The 5,087-nt window shown below is 40.4% G+C and carries 1 protein-coding gene; it reads left to right on the top strand.

The window, feature by feature from the left end; genetic code table 4:
* Positions 1 to 3,051: 3,051 nt before the first annotated feature.
* Positions 3,052 to 5,087 (top strand): hypothetical protein (locus GvMRE_RS14150; protein ID WP_216361639.1); only part of this gene is annotated, 2,036 nt, incomplete at its 3' end.

Raw genomic sequence — 5,087 nt, 5'->3', positions numbered from 1 at the left:
TACAACAAGACGCCCTCAAAAATGTTTTAGAAAATGCTATTAATACCCGAAACGATGACGTTTGAAATGCTTTCTTTGCCAATCCGGAAGGAAACGACGAAAATGTTATTGAGGGTAACGATATCCAAGGTGGATGAAAAGCAAGCGGTTTAAATCCAGCCCGAGGGGTAGGACTTCACGACAGCGAAGCTGATAACGCTCATCGTAAAGGGTGACGAGATTTAAGAAATAATAACGGAGACGCTGCCACAGCGAACGGACGAATTACCGCTTTAAATGTTGCTACTCACACCTTTACTTATGCTTCTCACGGTCAAGCAGACCAAGATAACATTAATCTGTTAACACACAACAAAACCGAAATTGACAACGCTAATGCTCTGTTAGCTCTTATTGCTAATCCAGCCACAACACTAGCACAATTACAACAAGTAAACACAGTTGACGGAAGCATTACCCAAAGAATTGGGGCTTTGGCTGATGCTGAATTACCAGTTGGCTTACAACAAGACGCCCTCAAAACTGTTTTAGAAAATGCTATTAATACCCGAAACGATGACGTTTGAAATGCTTTCTTTGCCAATCCGGAAGGAAACGACGAAAATGTTATTGAGGGTAACGATATCCAAGGTGGATGAAAAGCAAGCGGTTTAAATCCAGCCCGAGGGGTAGGACTTCACGACAGCGAAGCTGATAACGCTCATCGTAAAGGGTGACGAGATTTAAGAAATAATAACGGAGACGCTGCCACAGCGAACGGACGAATTACCGCTTTAAATGTTGCTACTCACACCTTTACTTATGCTTCTCACGGTCAAGCAGACCAAGATAACATTAATCTGTTAACACACAACAAAACCGAAATTGACAACGCTAATGCTCTGTTAGCTCTTATTGCTAATCCAGCCACAACACTAGCACAATTACAACAAGTAAACACAGTTGACGGAAGCATTACCCAAAGAATTGGGGCTTTGGCTGATGCTGAATTACCAGTTGGCTTACAACAAGACGCCCTCAAAACTGTTTTAGAAAATGCTATTAATACCCGAAGCGGTTTTGCTACTTACCACCCAGCTTTTCGTAACCAAACTAACCACAGCAATGTCCCTGGAGCTGCCCCACCTGCCATTAACAACGCAGCAACTAATGACTTAATTAATAAGTGAAAAGCCACTGGTATTCCTGCTGAAAAAGCCCGTAAAGCTGCTGATAACTACTGAACTCCGGAGCAAGTAAAATGAGTAAGAGGATTAATTTGAGGTGGAACAGTTAGAGTTAAAGAAGGCAATGCTGATGCCACAACTATTCTTAATACCCGAAGCGATGACATTTGAAATGCTTTCTTTGCCAATCCGGAAGGAAACGACGAAAATGTTATTGAGGGTAACGATATCCAAGGTGGATGAAAAGCAAGCGGTTTAAATCCAGCCCGAGGGGTAGGACTTCACGACAGCGAAGCTGATAACGCTCATCGTAAAGGGTGACGAGATTTAAGAAATAATAACGGAGACGCTGCCACAGCGAACGGACGAATTACCGCTTTAAATGTTGCTACTCACACCTTTACTTATGCTTCTCACGGTCAAGCAGACCAAGATAACATTAATCTGTTAACACACAACAAAACCGAAATTGACAACGCTAATGCTCTGTTAGCTCTTATTGCTAATCCAGCCACAACACTAGCACAATTACAACAAGTAAACACAGTTGACGGAAGCATTACCCAAAGAATTGGGGCTTTGGCTGATGCTGAATTACCAGTTGGCTTACAACAAGACGCCCTCAAAACTGTTTTAGAAAATGCTATTAATACCCGAAACGATGACGTTTGAAATGCTTTCTTTGCCAATCCGGAAGGAAACGACGAAAATGTTATTGAGGGTAACGATATCCAAGGTGGATGAAAAGCAAGCGGTTTAAATCCAGCCCGAGGGGTAGGACTTCACGACAGCGAAGCTGATAACGCTCATCGTAAAGGGTGACGAGATTTAAGAAATAATAACGGAGACGCTGCCACAGCGAACGGACGAATTACCGCTTTAAATGTTGCTACTCACACCTTTACTTATGCTTCTCACGGTCAAGCAGACCAAGATAACATTAATCTGTTAACACACAACAAAACCGAAATTGACAACGCTAATGCTCTGTTAGCTCTTATTGCTAATCCAGCCACAACACTAGCACAATTACAACAAGTAAACACAGTTGACGGAAGCATTACCCAAAGAATTGGGGCTTTGGCTGATGCTGAATTACCAGTTGGCTTACAACAAGACGCCCTCAAAACTGTTTTAGAAAATGCTATTAATACCCGAAGCGGTTTTGCTACTTACCACCCAGCTTTTCGTAACCAAACTAACCACAGCAATGTCCCTGGAGCTGCCCCACCTGCCATTAACAACGCAGCAACTAATGACTTAATTAATAAGTGAAAAGCCACTGGTATTCCTGCTGAAAAAGCCCGTAAAGCTGCTGATAACTACTGAACTCCGGAGCAAGTAAAATGAGTAAGAGGATTAATTTGAGGTGGAACAGTTAGAGTTAAAGAAGGCAATGCTGATGCCACAACTATTCTTAATATTCGTCATTCTTTTGAAAATAAATTCTTAGAAATAGACCCTTTAACCAATACTCGATGGTCTCATCCAACTGATAATACTTTAAAAGGACAATTGGCTTTAACTATTAATGAAATAAATATAATTAATGATGTTAACCTAAACACTGTTAATTCTATTGAAGAAGCAGCGACATTACTAAGTCATCTTCGCACTATCAGAAACGAAACGAGAAATGGTGGTCGAGCACCTTTAATTTATTGGAATAATTTTGATATAATAAAAAAAGAGATTANCTCACACCTTTACTTATGCTTCTCACGGTCAAGCAGACCAAGATAACATTAATCTGTTAACACACAACAAAACCGAAATTGACAACGCTAATGCTCTGTTAGCTCTTATTGCTAATCCAGCCACAACACTAGCACAATTACAACAAGTAAACACAGTTGACGGAAGCATTACCCAAAGAATTGGGGCTTTGGCTGATGCTGAATTACCAGTTGGCTTACAACAAGACGCCCTCAAAACTGTTTTAGAAAATGCTATTAATACCCGAAACGATGACGTTTGAAATGCTTTCTTTGCCAATCCGGAAGGAAACGACGAAAATGTTATTGAGGGTAACGATATCCAAGGTGGATGAAAAGCAAGCGGTTTAAATCCAGCCCGAGGGGTAGGACTTCACGACAGCGAAGCTGATAACGCTCATCGTAAAGGGTGACGAGATTTAAGAAATAATAACGGAGACGCTGCCACAGCGAACGGACGAATTACCGCTTTAAATGTTGCTACTCACACCTTTACTTATGCTTCTCACGGTCAAGCAGACCAAGATAACATTAATCTGTTAACACACAACAAAACCGAAATTGACAACGCTAATGCTCTGTTAGCTCTTATTGCTAATCCAGCCACAACACTAGCACAATTACAACAAGTAAACACAGTTGACGGAAGCATTACCCAAAGAATTGGGGCTTTGGCTGATGCTGAATTACCAGTTGGCTTACAACAAGACGCCCTCAAAACTGTTTTAGAAAATGCTATTAATACCCGAAGCGGTTTTGCTACTTACCACCCAGCTTTTCGTAACCAAACTAACCACAGCAATGTCCCTGGAGCTGCCCCACCTGCCATTAACAACGCAGCAACTAATGACTTAATTAATAAGTGAAAAGCCACTGGTATTCCTGCTGAAAAAGCCCGTAAAGCTGCTGATAACTACTGAACTCCGGAGCAAGTAAAATGAGTAAGAGGATTAATTTGAGGTGGAACAGTTAGAGTTAAAGAAGGCAATGCTGATGCCACAACTATTCTTAATATTCGTCATTCTTTTGAAAATAAATTCTTAGAAATAGACCCTTTAACCAATACTCGATGGTCTCATCCAACTGATAATACTTTAAAAGGACAATTGGCTTTAACTATTAATGAAATAAATATAATTAATGATGTTAACCTAAACACTGTTAATTCTATTGAAGAAGCAGCGACATTACTAAGTCATCTTCGCACTATCAGAAACGAAACGAGAAATGGTGGTCGAGTACCTTTAATTTATTGGAATAATTTTGATATAATAAAAAAAGAGATTAGAATTTTTCAACTAGATAATTATAAAAAAATTGATAGTTTTTGAGAAGAACATAACAATAATGCTAATAGTGATAAAGGAAAAGCCTGAACCGTAATAAACAATCACTTAAACAATGTAGCGACAAATGTTTTCAATAGATTTGAAGGTTTATATGCAGAGGAGTTTTTCGTAGCCCGAAGTGGTGTTTTAGGTTCTAATCATGACTGAGTTGACGATAAATTTTTTGAACTTGGTTTTTACACAGAAAGGGAGGAGAAAAAAAAACAAAAAGCTGTTCCTTGGTTGCGTGAAAAACATATGGAGCCTAAAAATGCGAGAAGTGCCTATGATAATGGTTGAGACCTAGAAGATGTAAAGGACAAAGATGATGCTGATAACGGAATGGTAGAATCTGATACTGGAAATATATTCGATCCGCAATTTATTCTCAAAGATATTTATGTTAATTTTGCTAATCCTCTTAATTTGGACTTTGTTACTACTGTGGGTTTCCACGGCAAAGCATTTGATGTGGATGAATTGAATTTAATTTACAATAATGGTTGGGTTTATCCAAATGAGTTGAATGCTCATGATTCTTCTAATCCACGTTTTGTTACCCTTGTTCATAACGGGATAACTCGTCAGCACTATCCCTTTGTTAAGAGTCGAAATATTGCTCTTGCTGAACACATTGTTGTGGGTGGTGGTCCAACCCCATCTCCAACCCCATCTCCAACCCCATCTCCAACCCCATCTCCAACCCCATCTCCAACCCCATCTCCAACCCCATCTCCAACCCCATCTCCAACCCCATCTCCAACCCCATCTCCAACCCCATCTCCAACCCCATCTCCAACCCCATCTCCAACCCCATCTCCAACCCCATCTCCAACCCCATCTCCAACCCCATCTCCAACCCCATCTCCAACCCCATC

It is taken from the genome of endosymbiont GvMRE of Glomus versiforme (assembly GCF_003546845.1).
The sequence above is the reverse complement of the archived record's forward strand: the minus strand, read 5'-3'. Positions and strand labels throughout refer to the sequence as shown.